The following is a 17,646-nucleotide window of genomic DNA, read 5'->3' on the forward strand; positions in this document are numbered from 1 at the left end:
CCGGTCGGCAAGGAGCTGTTCATGGCGATCGGCAAGGTGATCAAAGGTGATGGGACGGGCGACGCCGCCGTAGCGAACGACCGGCCCTCCATGGCGCCACGTCCCGCGCGCGCGGGAGTGATGAATGCGGAGGTCTTCGAGGCCCGCCAGGGCGCCCAGGGCATCATCGAGGAGGCCAACCGCGAGAAGGAGCGCATCGTCGCGGAGACCCTGCGCGAGCGCGAGGAGGTGCTGGCCAAGGCGCGCGAGCAGGGCCGCCAGGAGGGGCTGGCGCAGTCCACGGAGGTGATCCTGCGCGCCAAGATGCAGGCCGGGGAGCTGCTGGCCAGCAATGAGAGGGACATCATCGCCCTGGCCTGCAAGATCGCCGAGAAGATCATCGGCCGGGACATCGAGCGGCAGCCGGAGCTGCTCATCGACATGTGCGCCACGGCCATCGAGCAGATCCGCAACGCGCGCTCCATGGTGCTGCGGGTGCACCCCAAGACGGCGCAGGTGCTGCGCGCTCGCAAGCCGGAGTTGATGGAGCTCATCGGCCGGGCGGTGGATCTGGCCATCCGCGAGGATCCGGAAGTGTCCTCGGTGGGCTGCATCGTCCAGACGGAGTTCGGCACCGTGGACGCGCAGCTGCCCACCCAGTTCGAGATGCTGCAGAACGTGCTGCTGCCCGACCCCAACAGGAAGAAGGAAGGACCGGCGTAGGGCCATGGCGATCGATCTCTCGCACTACTACTCACTGCTGAAGGAAGCCTCGCTCGTCCGGGTGCGAGGACGCGTGACGGAGCTCACGGGCCTGGTGGTCAAGGCCAGCGTGCCAAACGTGCGCGTGGGAGAGGTCGTCTACGTCAAGAGCCGCACCAGCCGGGTGAAGGCGGAGGTGGTGGGCTTCCAGGGCGACGAGGTGATGCTCATGCCCCTGGGCGAGCTGTCCGGTATCGGACCTGACAGCGAGGTGATCCCCACCGGCAATCCGCTCACCATCAAGTGCGGAGACCAGTTGCTGGGCCGCGTGCTCGGCGGCACCGGCGAGCCCATCGACGGCAAGCCCATGCCGGACGGCATGATCGACTGGTCCGTGGATCGTGAATGCCCGGACCCGTTCAAGCGCCAGCGCATCGAGCGCCCACTGCCCCTGGGCGTGCGCTGCATCGACGGGTTGCTCACCGTGGGCGAGGGCCAGCGTGTGGGCCTCTTCGCAGGTTCCGGCGTGGGTAAGTCCACGCTCATGGGCCAGATAGCCCGGAACACCCAAGCGGACCTGAGCGTCGTCGCGCTGATCGGCGAGCGTGGCCGCGAGGTTCGCGAGTTCATCGAAGACGCCATGGGCGAGGAGGGCATGAAGCGCGCCGTGCTGGTGTGCGCCACCTCCGACCAGCCCAGCCTGGTGCGTCTGCGCGCCGCCTATGTGGCCACCGCCATCGCCGAGTACTTCCGCGAGCGTGGCGGCAACGTGCTCTTCATGCTCGACACGGTGACGCGTCTCGCCCGCGCCCAGCGTGAGATCGGCTTGGCCATCGGCGAGCCCCCAGCCCGCCAGGGCTACCCGCCCAGCGTGTTCTCCATGCTGCCGCGCATCCTCGAGCGCACGGGCAACTCGGAAAAGGGCAAGTGCACCGCCATCTACACCTGCCTCGTGGCCGGCGGTGACATGGAAGAGCCCATCGCCGACGAAGTCCGCGGTATTCTCGACGGTCACTTCATCCTCAACCGCGCCCTGGGCGAGCGCAACCAGTGGCCCGCCATGGACGTGCTGGCCAGCCTCTCCCGTGTCATGAGCGGGATTGTCTCCAAGGAGCACAAGAAGGCGGCCGGCAAGCTGCGCGAGACGCTCTCCACCTACGAAAAGCAGAGAGATCTCATCCTCCTGGGGGCGTACCAGTACGGCACGGACCCCCGGACCGACTACGCCATCGACAAGTACGACGCCATCATCGACTTCCTCAAACAGGACACTCACTCGAACTCGCCCTTCGAGGAGACAGTCGAGAAGCTCATCGGACTCTTCCAGGACTGACGAAACGGGATTTTCCGGGTTAGGATGGGGGCCAAATGCCCCAGTACCGGTTAGAGACCCTCCTGGACATGCGCTCGCGCGCCAAGGAGGAGGCTGAACAGGCTTTCTCCGCTGCCATCAAGGCCCTGGAGAAGGAGAAGGCGGAGCTCAAGCGCCTCGAGGACGAACTCGAGCGGCGCAAGGCCGAGCGCAAGCAGAAGGTCATGGCATACCTCAATGAGGTCATGGCCAAGGGGGCCGGCATCAACGGTATGAACATGATGGCCCGCTTCGAGCAGCGCCTGAAGGACGAGGAGGCGCAGGTGGCGCTCGACATCGAGCGGCAGAAGGAATCGGTGAAGGTGGCCGAGCGGCTCGTGGAGCAGAGGCGCCGGGAGATGGCGGAGGCGGCCAAGGAGCTCAAGGCCATCGAGAAGCACAAAGAGAACTGGACGAAGCAGGTCCGGGCCGAGCGCCAGCAGCGTGAGGAACTGACCCAGGAAGAGATCGGCAATGCCTTGTTCCTGGCCCGGCAGCGCAAGTAACCTCCTCCCCCCTCCTCCAGGTATGACGCAATGAGCCGAGTCGAAGACGATCGCCAGGCAGACCAGATTGCGCAGCGCCTGCTCCAGGAGAAGCAGCGCGCCGAGGCCAAGACCAAGCAGGCGAAGGATGGGGAGAACGCCTTCTCCAAGCTGGTGCAGCAGAGCCAGACTTCGAAGACCTTCCAGACCCAGCAGAAGCAGGAGACGAAGCAGAGCCTGGCCCAACAGGTGCTCGCGCGCGTCAAAGATGGGACGGGCACGGAGGCCAAGCAGCAGGAGGCCGCCACCACCCGGGAGACCGGCCAGCGCCAGGAGACGGGCAAGGCTCAGGGACGTCAGGAGGCCAAGAACGTCGACGAGCACGTGCATACGGCGCAGGCCGGCGAGGCCGAGCATGTGGCCAGCGGCCAGGCGGCGGAGACGGCTCAGGGCGAGTTGATGTCCACGGATCGCGCTCAAGGGCGGGAGGCCTCGGAGACGCGGTCCGAGTCGCGTGCCTCGGATGCGAAGTCGGACCGGGACACCAAGGCAGGCGACCGCAGTGAGGCGGGTCGGCTCGCCGGGCGCTCGGGCATGAAGGGCGACCTCAAGGCCGACGCGGACTCCAGCGGGGGCCAGAGCGGCGGCGGCAACAAGGACGGCAAGCAGGGCGGTGAGGCGGCCGCGGCGGCAGGGTTCCGCTTCAACCCGGCTCTGATGGCGCCGGTGCCCGTGGCCCAGCCCAAGGCCTCGGCGGGCTCGGATCGCCTGCGCGCCATCGCCAACGAGATCGCCCAGAAGATCGTCGAGCGGGTGCGAGTGGGCACCAACGGCGCGGGTGCCGCCGAGTTCCAGATCGATCTGCGCAGCAACGTGCTCAACGGCCTCTCCATCAAGCTCAGCGCGAAGAACGGGAAGATCCAGGCCGTCTTCAGCGGGAAGGACCGTGACGTGCTGAAGATGATCGAAGAGCAGAGCGAGGGCCTCAAGAGCGCCCTGCAGGGCCGCGGCCTGAAGCTCGAGAATCTGCGCTTCGAGGTCCGCGCATGAGTCTTGGCCGGGATGATGAGCCCGGATATCACGAGCGGACGATGTTGGTGGATCTCCGGCAGATCCACTCCGAGAGGCCCTGGAAGCCGTTCCGTTTCCGGAACCTGCCGAAGGTCGAGCGCAACCAGACCGAGTTCATCGCCCGTCTCCACCGGCTGGCACCGCCTGCCAGAGCGGTCGAGCCGTTGTACGCGCGGCTCAAGGCGCTCTTCGACGCGGACGCCCGCCTGGCCCTGGTGGACATGCAGATCCGCCCCGTTGCGGAGCTGCGCAAACACCTGGGCGATCCGTCCGTCCTGACGGTGCTCGCGCCGGGGGCGCTCAAGAGCCGCGTGGTGCTGGAGGTGGAGCTGGCGCTCGCGCACAACCTGGTGGACATGCTGCTGGGCGGCGCCGGCGAGACGGTGGGGCTGCGCCCGCTGACGGACATCGAAGAGGGCGTGATGAGCTTCGTGGTCCTCGAGGCGCTCAAGTCGCTGGCGCCCTCGCTGGAGCCCACCGTGCCGCGCCTGCGCTTTGAATCCCTGGCGCGGACCGTGGACGAGGTCTCCGCGAAGATCGGGGACGACGAGCTGCTGCTGGTCATCCAGTCCAACATCACCGTGGGGCCCTACTCGGGCATGGTGCGCCTGATCGTCCCGGCGTCGGTGATGAGCGCGGCCGACGAGAGCCGCGGCAACGCCGAGCGGCGGGTGAAGCTGCTGGCGGAGGCCAAGGCCAACCTGCGGCTGTTGTCCACGGTGCGCACCTGGCTGCGCGCGGAGATCGGCCAGGCGGAGATCGCCAGCTCGGATCTGGCCTACATCCGAGTGAAGGACGTGGTGCTGATGGACGCGCTCACGGCGCGGCCGGACCGGGGAGAGCCCGGCATGGCCACGCTGCGCGTGGGCCTGGGCAGCTCCCGCGTGGAGTGCGAAGTCTTCGTCGAGGACGGCCAGTACAAGGCCCGCGTCAAGGACATCGTCATCGGCGAGCCGGCCTTCCAGCGCGTGCTGCCGCAGGGCGATGAGCCCGGCGCACAGGGGCAGGGCAGCTCGTCGGAAGAGGTTTTCACCAACCCGGAGAACGAAATACCTCCGGAGTCGGAAGGGGATAGCTTGGACGCGAACAAGCCCGAGGGGGGCGAGCTGCTGGCCGACATTCCGCTACAGCTCGCCGTGGAACTCGCCCGGGTGCCCGTCACCGCGGACGAAGTGGTGGCTCTGAAGGTCGGTCAGGTCATCGAGCTGCACCGCTCACCGGGGGAGCCCGTCGAGCTCTCTGTCAACGGCAAGGTGGTAGCTCGGGGCGAGCTGGTGGAGATTGAAGGTCAGCTCGGCGTCCGGGTGCTCTCTCTGGCTGGGTAGGCCTCCAGGCGGGCGGGCGGCCTCGGGGCACCCCGGAAGCAGGGGGGAGCCATGGCGGTCCCGCCGCCGGATGGACTAGCCTCCCTCCCAGTCATGGTGGTTTCCCTCCTTTCAGATGTGCGCTGGGCTCTCGTGGCCTGTGCCTGGCTCGTGCTCGCGCCGCCGCTCGCTCGGGCCGAGGCGCCTGCTCCGGCTCCGGCGGCCGCCGCCGTGCAGGCTCCGGCGCCTGTTCCCGCGCAGGCACCTGCTCCAGCCGCCGCCGTGCAGGCACCGGCGCCCGTTCCCGCGCAGGCACCGGCTCCGGCCGCCGCCGCGCCTTCTGCTGAGTCCCAGGCGAAGGCTCCTGCCCCCGCAGCGGTTCCGGCGGTGGCGACGACCCCGGGCAGCGCACTCCCGGATCCCTTCGCGGCCCAGGAGGCTCCCGAGGAGCCCGAGAGCATGGGCTGGGCGCTGGTGCGCACGGTGCTGCTGCTGCTCGCGGTGCTGGCCAGCATCTACCTGACGCTCAACGTGGGCCTGCGCCGGCTGATGGGCCTGCAGGGCGTGGGCGTGGGGCGCCAATCGCTGGTGTCCGTGGTGGAGCGGGTGCCGCTCGATCAGCGCCGGACGCTCTTCGTGCTGAAGGCCGCGGACGAGTACCTCCTGGTCGGAGGAGGCGAGGGCGGCCTGCAACTGCTGTCCAAGCTCGACACCGAGGCCGTCGAGCGCATCCGCGCCGAGCAGCGCCAGCCCTCCGCCAACGTCATCCCCATGAGCCCCTTCCTCCAGAAGCTCCTCTCTCGCCGGACGGGCTCCACGCCCCCTCGGTCCTGAAGATTGCCCCCCGTGAGATCCTCGTCCCTCCGCCAGTCCCTGTCCCGCTTCACTCCGTGGCTCTACGCCGCCGCGGTCGCGCTCCAGCCGGCCGTTGCCCTCGCCGCACGCACCCCGACCAAGGGTGGCAGTGGTGAGCCCATCCCCGGCAACGTCGCCGAGTCGGTGAACAGCGACTCGTTCGCCTCGCGCCCGCTGATCCTCATCCTGGCGCTGGCGGCGCTGTCGCTCGTCCCGTTCGTGCTGATGATGGTGACGAGCTTCGTGAAGATCTCGGTGGTGCTCTCCATCGTCCGTTCGGCGCTGGGCACCCAGCAGATCCCACCCACCCAGGTCATCACCGGCCTGGCGGTGATCCTCACCGTGTACATCATGGCCCCCGTGGGGCAGAACATGTACAAGGCGGCCGAGGTGGACATCTGGGCCAAGGGGCCCGCGCTGCTCTCCTCGGAGACGGTGGGCACCCTGCTCGAGGGAGCCAATCGCGCCAAGGAGCCGCTGCGCGCCTTCCTCGTGAAGAAGGTCAAGGACAAGGACCGGGCGCTCTTCTACCACCTGGCCAAGAAGATGCGCACCGAGGAGGACCGCAAGACGATTGGCGACCAGGACTTCATGGTCATCGTCCCAGCCTTCGTGGTGTCCGAGCTGAAGGAGTCCTTCCAGATCGGCTTCCTGCTCTTCGTGCCCTTCATCGTCATCGACATGGTGGTAGCCAACATCCTGTTGGCGCTCGGCATGCACATGCTGTCACCGACGACGATCTCCATGCCCTTCAAGCTGCTTCTCTTCGTGCTCGTGGATGGCTGGTACCTCATCGCCAAGGGCCTGGTCATCGGCTACCTGTAGGACGCGCTCCATGCATGAACTGACCGTCATCACCCAGCAGGCGCTCTTCCTGGTGCTCATCGCCTCGGCGCCACCCGTCGTCATCAGCCTGATCGTGGGCTTCATCATCTCGGTCTTCCAGGCCACCACGCAGATCCAGGAGCAGACGCTGACGTTCGCTCCCAAGGTCGTCATCGTCTTCGTCGTGCTGGCCCTCACAGGGCCGTGGATCGGCCATCAGTTGGTGCGCTTTACCTTCCACGTCTTCGACAGGTTTCCCGCGCTCATCAAATGAACTACCAGGATGCGCTCTCGGGGTTGGCCCAGCAGACCAACCTCTCGCTGGTCATCTTCACGGTGGGACTGCTCCTGTGCCGGATCATGCCGGTGCTGACGTTCTCTCCGTTCCTCGGCGGCGAAGTCGTGCCCGTCGAGGTGAAGATGGGCGTGGGCGTCACCCTGTCGATCGTCCTCTTCCCGATGGTTTCCGATCGCATGGGCGCGCTGCCCGTCAGCGCGCTGCCGTACATCGCGCTGCTGCTCAAGGAGATCTTCATCGGCGTCTCGCTGGCCTTCGTCGTCAACATCATCTTCGACGCGGCGCGTGTGGCCGGCGGCCTGGCGGACACCATGGCGGGCAGCAACAACGCCCAGCTCTACGTGCCGCAGCTCGGCCAGCAGGTCTCCCTCTTCGCCAACCTCAAGGTGCAGTTGGCCGTGGTGCTCTTCCTCACCCTCAATGGGCACCACATCGTCATCGAGACACTCGCCGACAGCCTGGTCGCCATCCCGCTCGACAGCTTCCCGAAGTTCAGCGGGGGAGTGTGGCCCTTCTTCGATCTGATGACCCGCGTCTTCGCGGACATGCTGAGCATCGCGCTGGCGCTCTCGGCGCCTATCGTGTTGGCCACCTTCCTCACGGACCTGGGGCTGGGCGCCATCAACCGCGTGGCGCCTCAACTCCAGGTCTTCTTCATCTCCATGGCCATCAAGCCCCTGGTCTCCGTCGTCATCGCCTCCATGGCCATCCAGCTCATCATCGGGCGCTTCCAGAAGGAGTTCGTCTCCATGCTGGAGATCCTCAAGAACGCCTTGAAGCTCCTCACCTGAACCGGCGTCCGTCATGTCCGACGAGAAGACAGAAGAACCCACACAAAAGAAGCTCGATGACGCTCGCAAGAAGGGTCAGGTCTGGAAGAGCAAGGACCTGACGGGCGTCTTCGTGTTCCTCGTGGGGCTGGGCGCCTTCAAGTCCAACTGGGAGAACATCGAGACGGAGATCAAGGTCCTCTTCCGCTTCTCCTTCGAGCAGATGACCCACCCGGAAACGCTCGAGGTGGCCACCTTTCATATGATGCAGATGGCGGTGCGCGCGGTGATCACGCTGAGCGTGCCCGTCATCATGGCCGGCGCCGTGGTGGGCGCCCTGGCCGAGTTCCTCCAGGTGGGCTCGCTCTTCACCATGGACACCTTGATGCCGAAGCTGGAGAAGCTCAACCCGCTCTCCGGCATCAAGAACATCTTCTCCAAGAAGACCGTGGTGGAGATGATCAAGAACCTGGCGAAGATCAGCATCGCCGCCTACGTCGTCTTCGGCGTGGTGCGAGACGCCATGGGCATGGTGGTGCAGACGGCCCGCCAGGACGTGCCCGGCATCATGAACGTGATGGGCGAGCTGGTGTACCGCGTGGCGGCCCGCGTGGGGCTCGTCTTCCTGCTCTTCTCCATCTTCGACATCTGGTGGCAGCGAAAGTCCTACATGAAGGACATGATGATGTCGAAGGACGAGGTGAAGAAGGAATACAAGGAGAGCGAGGGCGATCCGCACCACAAGGCGCACCGCAAGCAGATGCACCAGGAGATCATGGAGGGCGCCCAGATGGAGTCCGTCAAGAGCGCCGACGTGATCGTCACCAACCCGGACCACGTGGCCGTGGCGCTCAAGTACGACCGGGAGAAGGACGCCGCCCCGAGGGTGCTGGCCAAGGGCCTGGATTTCAAGGCCGAGAAGATCAAGGAGATCGCCCGGGAAGCGGATGTGCCCCTGCTGCGCAACGTACCGCTGGCACACGCCCTGCTCCGGGTGGATGTGGGCCAGGACATCCCCGAGGATCTGTATGACGCGGTGGCTGAGGTCCTCAACTTCGTCTACGGCTTGAAACAAGGCGCCCCAGCGCAAGCATGACGGGCCCCACACCGGCTATCATCCCCCCCTGAGCCATGAACGACGAGACCGAGATCGCGATCGCGCTGAAGTACGACAAGGAGAAGGACGCCGCGCCTCGTATCGTGGCCAAGGGAATGCGCCTGAAGGCGGAGAAGATCCGGGAGATCGCCCGCCAGTACAACATCCCCATCATGAAGAACGTGCCGCTGGCCAACGCGCTCTACCGCATCGACGTGGGAAATGAGGTCCCCGAGGAGCTGTATGACGCGGTGGCCGAGGTGCTCAACTTCGTCTACGCCCTCCAACAGGAGCAGCAGGCGAGCGGCCAGCGTTGACAGGGACTGGACGGGAGAGCCCCTTCTGAGGTGAGGTTCCAGCATGGCGAAGATCAACAACCAGCCCCCGAAGGCGCCCCTCTGGCCCTGGGGTGGTCCGCGCAGCGTTCGCGAGAAGCTCGTCGATCCGTCGCAGATCAACCGCAAGAAGCTCAAGAAGACGGGCAACCCGAAGAACCCCGCGCTGGCCTCGGCCGCGTTGCTGGACTTCATCGGGCCGGCGCACTCCTCGGAGGAGCTCCGCCTGCCCACCCCGCCCAACCCCCGCGAGAATGACGCGCCGCTCGAGGGCGCCTCGGACCGGCCCCACCTGGAGACGGTGGCAGAGCGCGCCGAGAACGAGCAGCGCCAGATGCTGGAGCGGGGCCTGGCGCGCATCAACGCCCCGCCGGACCGGATGGATCGTCTCAAGGCGCTGCTCCAGCGCGAGTCCCAGATGCTGACGCTGATGGGCCACCTGCACTCCGAGGTGGAGGAGATCCAGCGCCGCATGCGCGAGGAAAAGAAGGACGAGGGCTACTAGCGCCATGGCCGCACCCAATCCCAACAGCTCCCAGGACGAGGCGAAGCTCGTTGCCGCGCTGCAGCGGTGGGCGGACGGCAAGGCCACGCTGCGCGAGGTGCGGGGCTACACGGACGAAGAGCTCTACGCCATCGCCAAGACGGCCTACTTCTTCTTCTACCAGGGGCGGGTGAACGAGGCGCGCACGCTCTTCCAGGGGCTCTACGCGGTGAACCCCACGGATGCCTACTTCGCCAAGGCCCTGGGGGTGGTGGAGCTCGCCGCCGGCAATGCCCAGGGTGCCCTGGCCGCCTATGACGTGGCCATCAAGCTGGCTCCCAATGACGTCCAGGCCCACGTAGGCCGGGCCGAGGTCAAGCTGGCCCTGGGGCAGAAGCCCCAGGCCATCGAGGATCTGCGCAAGGCCACGGGCATGGCGCCCGAGGATGATCCGGTGGCGCGCAAGGCCGCGGCGATGATCTCCGCCCTCTCCCGCAAGTAGGGTGGGGACGGTGCAATTTTTGGGGCAGCGGATTCCGCTTCCCTGTAATTCTGGTAATGTCCTGAAAGAGTCCCTGGAACCCGCCCACCCTAAGGAGGAAGTACCTTCCATGGCCCCCAAAGATTCGAAGGCTCCGATGATTGCCGTTCCTACAGAGCCGCCCGAGATGATCGCCCGGCGGGGGAAGATCCTCGCGGAGCTGGAGAAGCAGTTGAAGACGGCCTCGGGCAACATCAAGGCCTGCATGCTCAAGTCGACGCAGGTCCTCAAGGCCATGGAGCCGTCCATGCCGCTGGACGAGCGGCTCTACCAGGACTTCGTCGAGGCCTTCGCGCGCCTGGCAAAGGACCCGGCGGCCCTTCCGCCCCCGGACATCTTCCTGACGCTCGTGGAGTACATGCAGGAGCGCATCTCGGTGCTCTCGCCGCAGTTCGCGCAGGTGGCGGCTGACAACGACATCAAGGTCCCGGCGCCCAAGGCGACGGAGGCGGCCGCGGCGGCTGCGGCGGCTCCTCCTCCTGCGCCTCCGCCTCCCGCGGCGGGTCCGCCGACCAAGGCCGCCAAGGATGGCTTCGAGTCGAGCAGTGCTCCCAAGAAGAAGATGTCCCTCGGCGGAGACGATGCTCCGCCTCCTCCCAGCTCCTCGTCCGAGGCCAAGAAGAAGGAGGAGCTCGAGTCCTTCAAGACCTGGATGAAGAACCCGTCCCTGGGGAAGATGAAGGGCTGATCCGCTGGCACAAGGCCTTTTCGGATCAGAAAGCAGGAAACTCCGCGAGGGTCCCAACGATAATCAGTTTGTAACGGTACTTTTTCCGCACACGAACTTCGGAGGATTCAGTCATGGCCAGCATCGCGAGCATTGCCAACCAGGTCAGCAGCAACATCACCGGTCAGATGACCAGCGTCCAGAAGGACATGGTTGCCAAGGCGCCGGATGAGCAGAAGCCCTTCCTCGAGGCCCAGTTCAAGCTGGAGAACGAGGCGCAGATCACCCAGCAGATCACCAACATGCTGAAGAAGCTGGACGAAATGTCGATGGCGGTCATCCGCAACCTGGCCTGATAAAGGGCCGGAGTTCGAAGCACCTGAAGCCGGACTTGCCTGGGCGATGCAGCCCGAGCGCAAGCCCGGCTTCTGCTTTTGCGGGCTTGCGGTCTCTGCCCGAGGCCCTTCCGTCCTCCGCGGGCGTGCTGCGGCTGATCCTCGCCGGAAAAGAAATCCCGGGAAAAAGGATCAGGAAACTCCGTACCGGGCGGGCCGATAATCAGTTTGTAACGGTACTTCTTCCGCACCCAAATTTCGGAGACACAGTCATGGCGAGCATCGCGAGCATTGCGAACCAGGTCAGCAGCAACATCACCGGTCAGATGACCAGCGTCCAGAAGGACATGGTCGCCAAGGCTCCGGACGAGCAGAAGCCCTTCCTCGAGGCCCAGTTCAAGCTGGAGAACGAGGCGCAGATCACCCAGCAGATCACCAACATGCTGAAGAAGCTGGACGAAATGTCGATGGCGGTCATCCGCAACCTGGCCTGATAAAGGCTGGAGTTCGAAGCACCTGGAGCCGGACTTGCCTGGGCGCAACAGCCCGAGCGCAAGCCCGGCTCTTGCCTTTGCGGGCTTCTGTCGTCCGCAGAACCCTCCGTCCTCGAGTCAGGTGCGCGGATCGGCTCCAGGAAAAAAATCCTTGGGAAAAAGGATCAGGAAACTCCGTACCGGGCGAGCAGATAATCAGGGTATAACGGTACTTCTTCTACCCCCAAGTTCGGAGACACAGTCATGGCGAGCATCGCGAGCATTGCGAACCAGGTCAGCAGCAACATCACCGGCAAGATGACCAGCGTCCAGAAGGACATGGTCGCCAAGGCTCCGGACGAGCAGAAGCCCTTCCTCGAGGCCCAGTTCAAGCTGGAGAACGAGGCGCAGATCACCCAGCAGATCACCAACATGCTGAAGAAGCTGGACGAAATGTCGATGGCGGTCATCCGCAACCTGGCCTGATAAAGGGCTGGAGTTCGAAGCACCTGGAGCCGGACTTGCCTGGGCGCAACAGCCCGAGCGCAAGCCCGGCTCCTGCCTTTGCGGGCCAGGAAGCATCTCTGCTCAAAGGGGGTGCCGTTCGCGAGCCTCAGGAAGTAGGGTGCCGCGTGCCGGAGGCGCGACAAGAGACTCGACTATGACAACGATGCTCAAGTGGGTAGTGACCGCGTGCCTCGTGGGGATGCTCACCTCCTGCGAGGACAAGGGCAACAACGGACCCGACAGTGGTTCTCCAGGGGGAGATGGGGGTGGGGGAGGCGAGAATCCCGGGACCGTCCAGCCCGGAGTGCTCAAGGGCCGGGTCGTGGACTCCCAGGGCAAGCCCATCGAGGGCTCGATCATCTACACCGGCTCGGCGCTCAACAACGGAGTGCCCGGCATGACTCGTACGGACGCCCAGGGCAACTACCAGATGAGCAAGCTGGTACAGAACATCGCGTACAAGGTCTACGCCTGGGTGGACGTGACCTATCACGACAAGAAGTACTGCCTGCGGGTCTCTCCGGAGACCTCCACCGACTACGAGACCATTGGCATCCGTGAAGGAGCCATCCGCAACTTCCGCTGGAGGCTGCAGGGCCGCATGGAGGACTCGACCCTCACGGCCGAGGAAGATGGATCCTGGTACGGCGGGACGATCCGGCTCTTCTACGCGTTCGAGGACAACGACTACAAATCGCCCATCGAGCTCAAGCTCACTCCCAACGGTCCGCTGATCGACGGCAGCACCGGGAGCGTGCTCACCAAGACGGTGGATCCGCAGAAGACCCAGTTCGTGTTGGACATCCCCGCGGGCGTCTACAAGCTGTCGGCCACCCGGGTGAAGTCCGATGGAACGCGGGTCCCGGCTCGGTTGGGCCCGGACTCCTCCACCGGCTCTGCCGAGTACGACTTCGAGTTCAAGCCTGCGCCGACCACCCTCGAGTGCGGCAGCTATGCGGGCACCATCACGGGGCTGGACCGGGGTTTCGTCTACGTCCACAGTCAGTGACGCGGCGCGTTAAAAAGGGAAATAATGATCGGAGGAAACTCCCTGAGTACTCCTCCGATAATCAGGTTGTATCTTCCCCAACGCCGCTTCCCTTTTTTACAGGAGTTCCCGTCATGGCCAGCATCGCAAGCATTGCCAACCAGGTCAGCAGCAACATCACCGGTCAGATGACCAGCGTCCAGAAGGACATGGTTGCCAAGGCGCCGGATGAGCAGAAGCCCTTCCTCGAGGCCCAGTTCAAGCTGGAGAACGAGGCGCAGATCACCCAGCAGATCACCAACATGCTGAAGAAGCTGGACGAAATGTCGATGGCGGTCATCCGCAACCTGGCCTGATAAACGGCTGGAGTTTGAAGCACCTGGAGCCGGACTTGCCTGCGGCGATGAGCCCATGCGCAAGCCCGGCTTCTGCTTTTGCGGGTTCGTGAACGCTGTTCGCACGCCGCCGCTGCTCGCCTGATCCTGGAAAATGCAGGTGGTAGCAACTCCTCCTTCAGATCGGCGATAATCCCAGTGTTACCTGGAATTTCTAGGAGACCTCCGACCATGCCCGTCAACAGCACTACCAGCGCCCCCCGAGTTGCGACCACCGCGAAGACCACCGAGTCGTTCGACGTCCAGGACTTCGTGAAGAACAGCCCGGACATCCAGAACCTCCGCTACATGGTGGCCGGCACCAGCGCCGAGAAGGCCGGGGCCGATCAGAAGCTTGCCAACTCCAGCTTCGCGAAGTCCTTCGACGCCGGCCTGAAGAAGGCGATCGACAAGCTCGGCCCCAACGCCACCGAGGAGCAGGTGATGAAGGCCGCCAACAACGAGGCCTACAAGCAGGAGATGTTCAAGTCGATCGTGAACAAGGCCTGCGACCGCGTCCTGAGCCGCGTGAAGGACATGTACTCGGACACCTGGGGGTGAGCCGATCGGCTGAGCCGCGGTCCCTGCCGCGGTTCGCCTGATCTCGGAGCAGGGAACATGTCTCCTCGCTCCGGGAGAAGACTCGAGCACCTCGGGCTTGGTGCCTCACCGTGAACGGAATCCCCGGCTTTCACGGCTCTGGCCGCCCGTGCTAGGTTCGCGACCGCCCGCGGAGACCGTGGGCTCCGTTCCAGGTTCGAGGATCACCGCTCATGGCGAACTCCAACGACGCCACCTCCGCACAGCAGGCGGGCGCGACTGGCCCCGAGTTGCTGGAGAGGGCCATGGAGGGTTTTCAGCTCTACGAGTCGGGCGAGTATGAGGATGCTCGCCTCATCTTCGAGGAGCTGTGCGAGCGCGATCCGGCCGAGGCCTACTACCGCACGGCGCTGGGCGCCATCTACCTCGCGGAAGATGAGCTGGATCTGGCGCTGGAGAACTTCAATCAGGCGCTCGAACTCAACCCGAAGGACTCCGCCGCCCTGGTGAATCGAGGCGAGGTGTTCCTGCGGTTGGGCAGCATCATGGAGGCCGCTCAGGACTTCGCTCGTGCAGTCGATCTGGATCCGGAGAACAAGGATCCGCTTACCATGCGTGCGCGCCTGCTGGCAGCGGCGGCCATCGAGACCGTCGAGGCCGTCCAGCGGAACGCCGCCCACTCCGAACTCAAGAAGTAGTAGGCCCCTGGCGCGGTAGCGCCGACGCCCACCGAACCATGGCCAGCTCTCAGGGGTCCGGCAGGAAATCACCACCTGCCCCCGTGAAGATCCACCACTTCAAGAAGCGCCCGCCCCGCTCGAAGGACGAGCCGCGCCGCGATGGAGGCCGTGTCACGCTCGAGATCGAGCGGCCCACGGTGCCCGAGTTCTCCCTCTATGAGTCCTCCGACGAGGAGCACGACGAGGAGCCGGTCCGCGCGAAGTCTCCGCCGAAGCCCGAGCCCGCCGCCAAGGCCAAGGGCCGCGCTGGCTCGGCTGCTCCCGAGGCGGACGGGCGTGCCTCGCGCAAGCCTCGCGGGGCCTCGGCGTCTCGCAAGGCGCCCTCCAGCGACGAGCCTCCCCAGGGTTCGGTTGCCGAGCGGCTCAACACCTCGCGAAAACTCGTCTCCGAGGGCCGGTTCGACGATGCTCGCGCCATCCTGGAGCGGCTGGTGACGATGGGGGTGGCCTCGGGGCCGGTGCACTCGGAGCTGGGCGCCATCTACATGGCCCAGGGCGCCATGGATCGCGCGCTGGCGCGCTTCGACGATGCGCTGAACATGGAGCCGATGGACCTGTTCGCCCGGGTGTGCCGGGGCGAGGCCCGCCTGGGGCGAGGAGACCTTCGCCTGGCCCGGGAGGATCTGCAGCGCGTACTCGATCTGGGTACGGCGGGCAGTCCACTCGTGGAGAGAGCGCAGCAGCTCCTACAGCGGGCAGACGAGCAGGTGGCGCGCAAGCGCCAGTAAGGCAGGCGAGCCCCCGGGGGCTTGGGGCGGGCCCCCGGAGCGGACTAGGATGACGCCCGCCGATGGCCTCCGATCCGAACAGCTTCCTGTCCAAGTACTCCGATATCGTCCTCGCGCTGGTCGTCGTGGCGATCGTGGGGATGATGATCGTCCCCCTGCCCACGCACCTGCTGGACGTGCTGCTGACCTTCAACGTCAGCATCGGCGTGGTCCTGTTGCTCATATCGCTCTATGTGCCAGCGGCGCTTCACCTGTCGGTGTTCCCGACGCTGCTGCTCATCACGACGATGTACCGGTTGTCGCTCACCATCTCCACCACGCGCCTCATCCTGCTGACGGGTGACCCGGGCGAGGTGGTGGTCGCGTTCGGCAAGTTCGTGGTCCAGGGCAACTTCGTCGTCGGTGCCATCATCTTCGTCATCCTCACGGTGGTGAACTTCATCGTGATCTCCAAGGGCTCGGAGCGTGTGGCCGAAGTGGCCGCGCGCTTCACCCTGGACGCCATGCCCGGCAAGCAGATGTCCATCGACGCCGACCTGCGCGCTGGCTCCATCGACATGGAGGAGGGCAAGCGCAAGCGCCGCGACCTGGAGCGCGAGAGCCAGCTGTTCGGCGCCATGGACGGCGCCATGAAGTTCGTGAAGGGCGACGCCATCGCCTCCATCATCATCACCGTCATCAACATCGTCGGTGGCCTCATCATCGGCGTGATGCAGAAGGGCATGGATGTGGGCGCGGCCGCTCAGAAGTACGCGCTGCTGACCATCGGTGACGGTCTGGTGGGCATGATCCCCGCCATTCTCATCTCCACCTGCGCCGGTATCATCGTGACGCGCGTGGGCGGCGAGGAAGAGGGCGCCCACCTGGGCAAGGACGTGGGCTCGCAGCTGTTCGCCTATCCGAAGGCCATTGGCATCGCGGGTGGCATGCTCTGTGTGCTGGCGCTCATCCCCGGTTTGCCCACGGTGCCCTTCCTGGCGCTGGGCGGCGCGGCGGGCTTTGGGGCCTGGCGGATGTTGAAGAAGAAGGAGGCCGCCGCCGTGGCGGAGGAGGGCGGTGGCATGGTGCCCACCGAGTCCGAGAACGGCACTCCGTCCTCCACCGAGCCTCCTCCCAAGGAGCCCATCAACCCGGACTCCGAAGTTTTCGTCCCGGTCGTCACGCCCATCGTGCTGGAGGTGAGCGACGCGCTGGTGCCCTATGTGGACTCGCGCCAGGACAACGGGAAGTTCCTCTTCGAGCTCATCCCGTTCATGCGTGACGGCCTCTTCGTGGAACTGGGTGTGCGCTTCCCGGGCGTGCGTGCTCGCGGCAACTCGGGTCTTCCTCCGGGCGCCTACCAGATCCAGATCAACGAGGTGCCCGTCGTCACCGGCCAGGCCACGCTGGGCCACGTGCTGGTGAACGACACGGTGGACCGGCTGAAGCTGATGAACATCCAGGGCTTCGAGGCCATCAACCCCGCCACGCGCCAGCCCGCCGCGTGGGTGCCCGAGCAGTTCAAGGACACGCTCGAGGCCGCCGGCCTCACCACCTGGGATGTGTCCGGCTACATCATCCTGCACCTGGCCGCGATCCTCCGGCGCAATGCCCGCGAGTTCGTCGGCGTGCAGGAAGTCCAGACGATGCTGGATCAGCTCGAGAAGGCCTTCCCCGCCATCATCAAGGAGGTGGTGCCCAAGGTCGTCAACGTGCTGAAGCTCACGGACATCCTCCAGCGTCTCGTGGAGGAGGAGATCTCCGTTCGAGACTTGCGCGGCATCCTCCAGGCGCTTGCCGAGCAGGGCCAGATCGAGGCCGACAACGTGATGCTCACCGAGCACGTTCGCTCGGCGATGCGGCGCTACATCTCGCACAAGTACGCGCGCGGTACGGGCACCTTGGTCGTCTACCTGCTGGATCCGCAGATCGAGGAGGCCATCCGCGGCTCCATCAAGCGCACCTCGGCGGGTACCCACCTGGCGCTCGAGCCCGAGATCGCCCAGGAGATTGTCCAGGCTGTGAAGTCCGAGTGCGGCCACCTGCCGCCCAGCGCGCAGCGTCCCGTCATCCTCACGGCGATGGACATCCGCCGCTACGTGCGCAAGCTGCTCGAGTACGAGTTCAACCCGCCGTTCTCCGTGCTCAGCTACCAGGAGCTCGCGCCGGACCTCAACATCCAGCCGGTGGCGCGCATCTCGACGCGCTGAGCCTGCGGA

General features: G+C 65.5%; 23 protein-coding genes. All 23 read left to right on the plus strand.

What is annotated here, in order from left to right; all coding sequences use genetic code 11:
• Window positions 1–21 precede the first annotated feature (21 nt).
• The 23 genes from KY501_RS40950 (at window position 22) to sctV (ending at window position 17,637) form a co-directional block, all read left to right on the plus strand.
• Window positions 22–702 carry a FliH/SctL family protein gene (locus KY501_RS40950; protein ID WP_224369358.1) on the plus strand — a complete coding sequence of 227 codons (681 nt, stop codon included), beginning with the start codon at window positions 22–24 and terminating at the stop codon, window positions 700–702.
• Between the two features lie 4 nt (window positions 703–706).
• Window positions 707–2,014: a type III secretion system ATPase SctN gene (gene sctN / locus KY501_RS40955; RefSeq protein ID WP_224369359.1), complete on the plus strand. Its 1,308-nt coding sequence runs from the start codon at window positions 707–709 to the stop codon at window positions 2,012–2,014.
• A 35-nt stretch (window positions 2,015–2,049) separates the two neighbouring features.
• On the plus strand, window positions 2,050–2,538 hold the full coding sequence (locus tag KY501_RS40960; protein WP_224369360.1) for a flagellar assembly protein FliH: 489 nt from the start codon (window positions 2,050–2,052) through the stop codon (window positions 2,536–2,538).
• A gap of 30 nt (window positions 2,539–2,568) precedes the next feature.
• Window positions 2,569–3,567 carry a flagellar hook-length control protein FliK gene (locus KY501_RS40965; protein WP_224369361.1) on the plus strand — a complete coding sequence of 333 codons (999 nt, stop codon included), beginning with the start codon at window positions 2,569–2,571 and terminating at the stop codon, window positions 3,565–3,567.
• Entirely contained in the window at window positions 3,564–4,913 is a 1,350-nt protein-coding gene (gene sctQ / locus KY501_RS40970) for a type III secretion system cytoplasmic ring protein SctQ (RefSeq protein ID WP_224369362.1), read from the plus strand. The genes KY501_RS40965 and sctQ overlap by 4 nt, the downstream gene beginning before the upstream one ends.
• Window positions 4,914–5,030: 117 nt before the next feature.
• Entirely contained in the window at window positions 5,031–5,726 is a 696-nt protein-coding gene (locus KY501_RS40975) for a flagellar biosynthetic protein FliO (protein WP_224369363.1), read from the plus strand.
• Between the two features lie 12 nt (window positions 5,727–5,738).
• Window positions 5,739–6,572 carry a type III secretion system export apparatus subunit SctR gene (gene sctR / locus KY501_RS40980; protein WP_224369364.1) on the plus strand — a complete coding sequence of 278 codons (834 nt, stop codon included), beginning with the start codon at window positions 5,739–5,741 and terminating at the stop codon, window positions 6,570–6,572.
• Window positions 6,573–6,582: 10 nt separating this feature from the next.
• Window positions 6,583–6,846 (plus strand): flagellar biosynthesis protein FliQ, encoded by a 264-nt coding sequence (gene fliQ, locus KY501_RS40985; RefSeq protein WP_224369365.1) that lies wholly within the window; start codon window positions 6,583–6,585, stop codon window positions 6,844–6,846.
• Complete coding sequence (locus KY501_RS40990; RefSeq protein WP_224369366.1) at window positions 6,843–7,661, plus strand: flagellar biosynthetic protein FliR; 819 nt, start codon at window positions 6,843–6,845, stop codon at window positions 7,659–7,661. Before fliQ ends, KY501_RS40990 begins: the two co-directional genes overlap by 4 nt.
• A 13-nt stretch (window positions 7,662–7,674) precedes the next feature.
• Window positions 7,675–8,736, plus strand: coding sequence for a type III secretion system export apparatus subunit SctU (gene sctU / locus KY501_RS40995; protein WP_224369367.1), 1,062 nt, complete (start codon window positions 7,675–7,677; stop codon window positions 8,734–8,736).
• Between the two features lie 35 nt (window positions 8,737–8,771).
• A complete protein-coding gene (locus KY501_RS41000; RefSeq protein ID WP_224369368.1) occupies window positions 8,772–9,053 on the plus strand; it encodes an EscU/YscU/HrcU family type III secretion system export apparatus switch protein in 282 nt (93 codons plus the stop codon).
• A 43-nt stretch (window positions 9,054–9,096) separates the two neighbouring features.
• A complete protein-coding gene (locus tag KY501_RS41005) occupies window positions 9,097–9,576 on the plus strand; it encodes a hypothetical protein (protein WP_224369369.1) in 480 nt (159 codons plus the stop codon).
• A gap of 4 nt (window positions 9,577–9,580) precedes the next feature.
• The gene (locus KY501_RS41010) at window positions 9,581–10,057 is read left to right on the plus strand and encodes a SycD/LcrH family type III secretion system chaperone (protein WP_224369370.1); all 477 of its coding nucleotides are present in this window, start codon (window positions 9,581–9,583) and stop codon (window positions 10,055–10,057) included.
• A gap of 109 nt (window positions 10,058–10,166) precedes the next feature.
• Entirely contained in the window at window positions 10,167–10,784 is a 618-nt protein-coding gene (locus KY501_RS41015) for a hypothetical protein (RefSeq protein ID WP_224369371.1), read from the plus strand.
• Between the two features lie 113 nt (window positions 10,785–10,897).
• A complete protein-coding gene (locus KY501_RS41020) occupies window positions 10,898–11,119 on the plus strand; it encodes a hypothetical protein (RefSeq protein ID WP_224369372.1) in 222 nt (73 codons plus the stop codon).
• A gap of 251 nt (window positions 11,120–11,370) precedes the next feature.
• Entirely contained in the window at window positions 11,371–11,592 is a 222-nt protein-coding gene (locus KY501_RS41025; RefSeq protein ID WP_224369372.1) for a hypothetical protein, read from the plus strand.
• 243 nt (window positions 11,593–11,835) lie between these two features.
• Window positions 11,836–12,057: a hypothetical protein gene (locus KY501_RS41030; protein WP_224369373.1), complete on the plus strand. Its 222-nt coding sequence runs from the start codon at window positions 11,836–11,838 to the stop codon at window positions 12,055–12,057.
• 175 nt (window positions 12,058–12,232) lie between these two features.
• Window positions 12,233–13,087 carry a carboxypeptidase-like regulatory domain-containing protein gene (locus KY501_RS41035; RefSeq protein ID WP_224369374.1) on the plus strand — a complete coding sequence of 285 codons (855 nt, stop codon included), beginning with the start codon at window positions 12,233–12,235 and terminating at the stop codon, window positions 13,085–13,087.
• A 113-nt stretch (window positions 13,088–13,200) separates the two neighbouring features.
• Window positions 13,201–13,422 (plus strand): hypothetical protein, encoded by a 222-nt coding sequence (locus KY501_RS41040; RefSeq protein WP_224369372.1) that lies wholly within the window; start codon window positions 13,201–13,203, stop codon window positions 13,420–13,422.
• A gap of 210 nt (window positions 13,423–13,632) precedes the next feature.
• Entirely contained in the window at window positions 13,633–14,001 is a 369-nt protein-coding gene (locus KY501_RS41045) for a hypothetical protein (protein ID WP_224369375.1), read from the plus strand.
• 212 nt (window positions 14,002–14,213) lie between these two features.
• On the plus strand, window positions 14,214–14,678 hold the full coding sequence (locus KY501_RS41050) for a tetratricopeptide repeat protein (protein WP_224369376.1): 465 nt from the start codon (window positions 14,214–14,216) through the stop codon (window positions 14,676–14,678).
• Between the two features lie 83 nt (window positions 14,679–14,761).
• A complete protein-coding gene (locus KY501_RS41055; RefSeq protein WP_224369377.1) occupies window positions 14,762–15,448 on the plus strand; it encodes a tetratricopeptide repeat protein in 687 nt (228 codons plus the stop codon).
• Window positions 15,449–15,510: 62 nt separating this feature from the next.
• Complete coding sequence (gene sctV, locus KY501_RS41060) at window positions 15,511–17,637, plus strand: type III secretion system export apparatus subunit SctV (protein WP_224369378.1); 2,127 nt, start codon at window positions 15,511–15,513, stop codon at window positions 17,635–17,637.
• Window positions 17,638–17,646: the final 9 nt, after the last annotated feature.

Source organism: Hyalangium versicolor, assembly GCF_020103695.1.
In the GTDB taxonomy this organism is placed as follows: Bacteria; Myxococcota; Myxococcia; order Myxococcales; family Myxococcaceae; genus Hyalangium; species Hyalangium versicolor.

Excerpts from the sequence above, each read along its gene's own strand:
- KY501_RS40950 (WP_224369358.1), top strand. The coding sequence starts at position 22 with ATGGCGATCGGCAAGGTGATCAAAGGTGATGGGACGGGCGACGCCGCC.
- sctN (WP_224369359.1), top strand. The coding sequence starts at position 707 with ATGGCGATCGATCTCTCGCACTACTACTCACTGCTGAAGGAAGCCTCG.
- KY501_RS40960 (WP_224369360.1), top strand. The coding sequence starts at position 2,050 with ATGCCCCAGTACCGGTTAGAGACCCTCCTGGACATGCGCTCGCGCGCC.
- KY501_RS40965 (WP_224369361.1), top strand. The coding sequence starts at position 2,569 with ATGAGCCGAGTCGAAGACGATCGCCAGGCAGACCAGATTGCGCAGCGC.
- sctQ (WP_224369362.1), top strand. The coding sequence starts at position 3,564 with ATGAGTCTTGGCCGGGATGATGAGCCCGGATATCACGAGCGGACGATG.
- fliQ (WP_224369365.1), top strand. The coding sequence starts at position 6,583 with ATGCATGAACTGACCGTCATCACCCAGCAGGCGCTCTTCCTGGTGCTC.
- KY501_RS40990 (WP_224369366.1), top strand. The coding sequence starts at position 6,843 with ATGAACTACCAGGATGCGCTCTCGGGGTTGGCCCAGCAGACCAACCTC.
- sctU (WP_224369367.1), top strand. The coding sequence starts at position 7,675 with ATGTCCGACGAGAAGACAGAAGAACCCACACAAAAGAAGCTCGATGAC.
- KY501_RS41000 (WP_224369368.1), top strand. The coding sequence starts at position 8,772 with ATGAACGACGAGACCGAGATCGCGATCGCGCTGAAGTACGACAAGGAG.
- KY501_RS41005 (WP_224369369.1), top strand. The coding sequence starts at position 9,097 with ATGGCGAAGATCAACAACCAGCCCCCGAAGGCGCCCCTCTGGCCCTGG.
- KY501_RS41010 (WP_224369370.1), top strand. The coding sequence starts at position 9,581 with ATGGCCGCACCCAATCCCAACAGCTCCCAGGACGAGGCGAAGCTCGTT.
- KY501_RS41015 (WP_224369371.1), top strand. The coding sequence starts at position 10,167 with ATGGCCCCCAAAGATTCGAAGGCTCCGATGATTGCCGTTCCTACAGAG.
- KY501_RS41020 (WP_224369372.1), top strand. The coding sequence starts at position 10,898 with ATGGCCAGCATCGCGAGCATTGCCAACCAGGTCAGCAGCAACATCACC.
- KY501_RS41025 (WP_224369372.1), top strand. The coding sequence starts at position 11,371 with ATGGCGAGCATCGCGAGCATTGCGAACCAGGTCAGCAGCAACATCACC.
- KY501_RS41030 (WP_224369373.1), top strand. The coding sequence starts at position 11,836 with ATGGCGAGCATCGCGAGCATTGCGAACCAGGTCAGCAGCAACATCACC.
- KY501_RS41035 (WP_224369374.1), top strand. The coding sequence starts at position 12,233 with ATGACAACGATGCTCAAGTGGGTAGTGACCGCGTGCCTCGTGGGGATG.
- KY501_RS41040 (WP_224369372.1), top strand. The coding sequence starts at position 13,201 with ATGGCCAGCATCGCAAGCATTGCCAACCAGGTCAGCAGCAACATCACC.
- KY501_RS41045 (WP_224369375.1), top strand. The coding sequence starts at position 13,633 with ATGCCCGTCAACAGCACTACCAGCGCCCCCCGAGTTGCGACCACCGCG.
- KY501_RS41050 (WP_224369376.1), top strand. The coding sequence starts at position 14,214 with ATGGCGAACTCCAACGACGCCACCTCCGCACAGCAGGCGGGCGCGACT.
- sctV (WP_224369378.1), top strand. The coding sequence starts at position 15,511 with ATGGCCTCCGATCCGAACAGCTTCCTGTCCAAGTACTCCGATATCGTC.